Origin of the sequence: uncultured Chitinophaga sp. (genome assembly GCF_937874145.1) — a bacterium.
Classification (GTDB): Bacteria; Bacteroidota; Bacteroidia; order Chitinophagales; family Chitinophagaceae; genus Chitinophaga.
Window position 1 is genome coordinate 1 of sequence record NZ_CALNBI010000039.1, and the last position, 3,069, is coordinate 3,069.

Annotated in this window: 2 protein-coding genes; both read right to left on the minus strand. The window is 51.5% G+C overall.

Going from position 1 to position 3,069, the window contains the following annotated elements; all coding sequences use genetic code 11:
* Positions 1-500 (minus strand): PorP/SprF family type IX secretion system membrane protein (locus tag Q0510_RS01710; RefSeq protein ID WP_298707655.1); only part of this gene is annotated, 500 nt, incomplete at its 3' end.
* Positions 501-833: 333 nt separating this feature from the next.
* On the minus strand, positions 834-3,069 hold a 2,236-nt coding region (locus tag Q0510_RS01715), incomplete at its 5' end, for a BamA/TamA family outer membrane protein (RefSeq protein WP_298707658.1).

Here is a 3,069-nt window from a genome sequence, read left to right on the forward strand (position 1 = left end):
GCTATACCGAGGTCGGCACCGATAGCGTTTTTATAACCTTCGTACCCCTTGAGGACGTGCTCCGCCGGGGTGCCGGGCTTCAGGCTTTCCACCCGCTTGTTGTCCAGCGAAACACTGGCGCCGATGTGGAGGAATTCAGTTCCTTCTTCGTTCAGCGGCGTATGATATGCGTAAGACATGGCCACACGGGTCTGCTTCAGCGGACCGGCCTGGTCATTGAATACTGTCAAACCAACGCCGAGCGTGCGCAAAAGCTGGTAATCGCCCGTAAGGGAGAAGGAAACCGGCGCATCGGCGGATTCTTTCCAGGCCTTGCGGTAACCCATGCTGAGGCTAAGCCCGGTGTCGGCACCCGCCAGGGCAGGGTTGCCAAGATATCTGTTTTCGAAATATTGTTGGGGGAGCGGGTCCTGTTGGTCGAATAAGCGCTGTGCCTGCACGGCAAAGGGCAGCATCAGGGTCAGGAATAAAAGGCAGAGTTGCGTAGAAATTTTCTTCATCTGCGTTCGTTTGGGTACAGGAATAATGTGGTCAGTATCGCCCGGGATAATATTACCCCGGACGACAAATATAGAATTAAACGTTAATTGAACAAAAATAAGAATATAAAAATACGGTCATGAAAGCCGCTATGGGCCTGATTATGGGGCTATTTCACAATCTACATGAATTAAAGGCAATTCATTCCTATGTATTGAAAATCAATATAATGTTACGCTTGATGAGCCGGTTAATATTATGTGGAAAAGATATGTATAAAAAATTCCCCGCGACAGCCGGTTTAGCGGGCATTTCGCGCTAATCGATTGGAGTAAAATATGAATTGGCGCGTTTTAGAACGGATAACCGATCGCGATATTCAGGATCAGGTTCCGTTTCCGCCAGTCGCCGTCTCCGAAATCAATGTCGCCCCACGACCATTTAAAAGTACCAGTCCCCGGTTCCGGTTGCCGCAATGGAAACGCAACGTCGAACCGCACCAGCAGGATAGAAGCATCAATGCGCAAACCCAAACCGGTGCCCACGGCAATCTCCTTATAAAAACGGTTGAATGCAAACTCCTGGTATTTCTTGCCATCCTCCGCTTTTCCCAGCCAGATATTTCCTGCATCCACAAATGCCGCCAGTTCAATCAGCGATTGGACTTTATATCTCAACTCTGAATTGTACTCGAGTTTGATATCACCTGCAGCATTCGCCAGCAATAAATTGTCGTTTTCCCCCGGGGGCGGCGTACTGCCCGGCCCAAGTGTTCTCGCCCTGAACGCACGGATGCTGTTGCTCCCCCCGGTAAAGAACTGTTTGATAAACGGAAGGGTAGGCGGCAGTTCGGGGGTTGCAACCGACCGGCCATAAGCATAACCATAACCCACATACAACCGGTTTACCCAACGGAGTTTGTCCGCCAGCCGCCAGTAATGCCGCCCATCCACGCTGGCACGGATGTATTGCGCAAAGTCCTGCCCAAAAATTTCTTTGGCGCCCGTTTCACTCTTTTTAGCAAATAAACCAACCAGGTTCCCCGAAACATCGAGGTTGAACTGGCCGAAGAAAGAATGATACTTAGCGGGCGTCTGGTTGTTGAAAGTCAGCAAATAACTGCTGCCAAGTATAAATTGCTTGGCAATAGACTGCTTCAGCGCCGGGTCGAGCTCCTGCTGCACCTTGAATGTATCCGACAGGTTCGACGGTAACGTATAAGTTATAGAAACGGGATATAATGCATGGTCAAGGAAACGGGTCTGCTTCCATAAATAACCATACTGCGCAGTCATCGCGTTCAATGTATACATATTCGGCCTCCGCAGCAGTTCATACCCCAGGCTCACCCGCGTCCGCGGCACATACGGCGTCCGGGGATTGAACTGGATAATAGGCGTATAAAACCGCGGCATCGTCATGGCTACCTCCGCATTGAGACTGTACGCGTTGGTGGACAGCGTCGTTTTCTTACCGCCGATCTGTGTTTCAAAACCTCCGCCCAGGTTGATTTCCAGGATGTTCGCTTTCCTTTGCAGGTTACGGTTCCTCGCCGAGATCTTCACCTGGCTGCCCACAAAACCCGTCGATTTGGACGTGCCGCTCACTTCAAACTGCAACGAACGTTTCGGGTAAGGCGTCAGGTAAAAACGGGCCGCCAGCAGTGAACTGTCGCGGAGAGGCCGGAAGCTCCCCCGCACAAACTTGAAGGCCCCCAGGTTCACCAGGCGCTGCAGGGTGATATTGTGCGAGCTCAAACGGTATAAACTATCTTCCTGCAAAAACACGGAACGGTTGAATACCACCGGCTTAAAGAGAGAATCCGGATCTACTACTTTATACCCGCCATAATCCCGTGCTTCCACTGCTTTCAATGCACTGTCGCGGGTAAGGTCATAGTTGGGGAACACCTCAACCGTACGCATCCAGTACTGCCGCGTGGCGGTAGATGGCGTGTTGGGCTTCACTTTCACATACAGGTCTACCTGTCCTTTTAAAGTACTGTCTACCTGCACGATCATATAATCGGGCGTGAAATAGTAAAACCCCTGCTCTTTCAGGTTATTATGAATGCGCTCCCGTTCGTCTTTAATCCGGTCGAGGCTATAGTAATCGTCTGGCTTTAAAAGCGTTTCGCGGGCTGTTTGCATGATCACTTTACTGATAACCCCCGTATCCGTATCGAACCGCACGCGGTGGATCGTATACCGGTGATTGGGTTCCACCGTCAGCTGGAGACTGGCCTTCTTCTTTCCCTGGTTTTTGATGGAATCTTCGATCAACACCTGGAAATAGCCATTGTCCTCAAGGTAACTTTCAAGCACATTCGTCGTACGGCGGGGGCGCACCTGGCTGAGGAGCACCGGCGGCTCGCCCCACTTATTGCGCAGCAGGTGGTTCAAACCCTTGCCCTTTGGCTCATTCCCTAAATTATACAACCACAGCTTGATGGGCATGCCGAGAAAACGGCGGTTGCGGGACGGGCGCACGCGCTCATCCATACCCTCTTCCAGGGCCGACATATCCCTGGGCCGGTCTTTCTTCTTTTGTTTCCAGTTGATGCTGTGCCCCGTGTACAGCCGGTCGCCT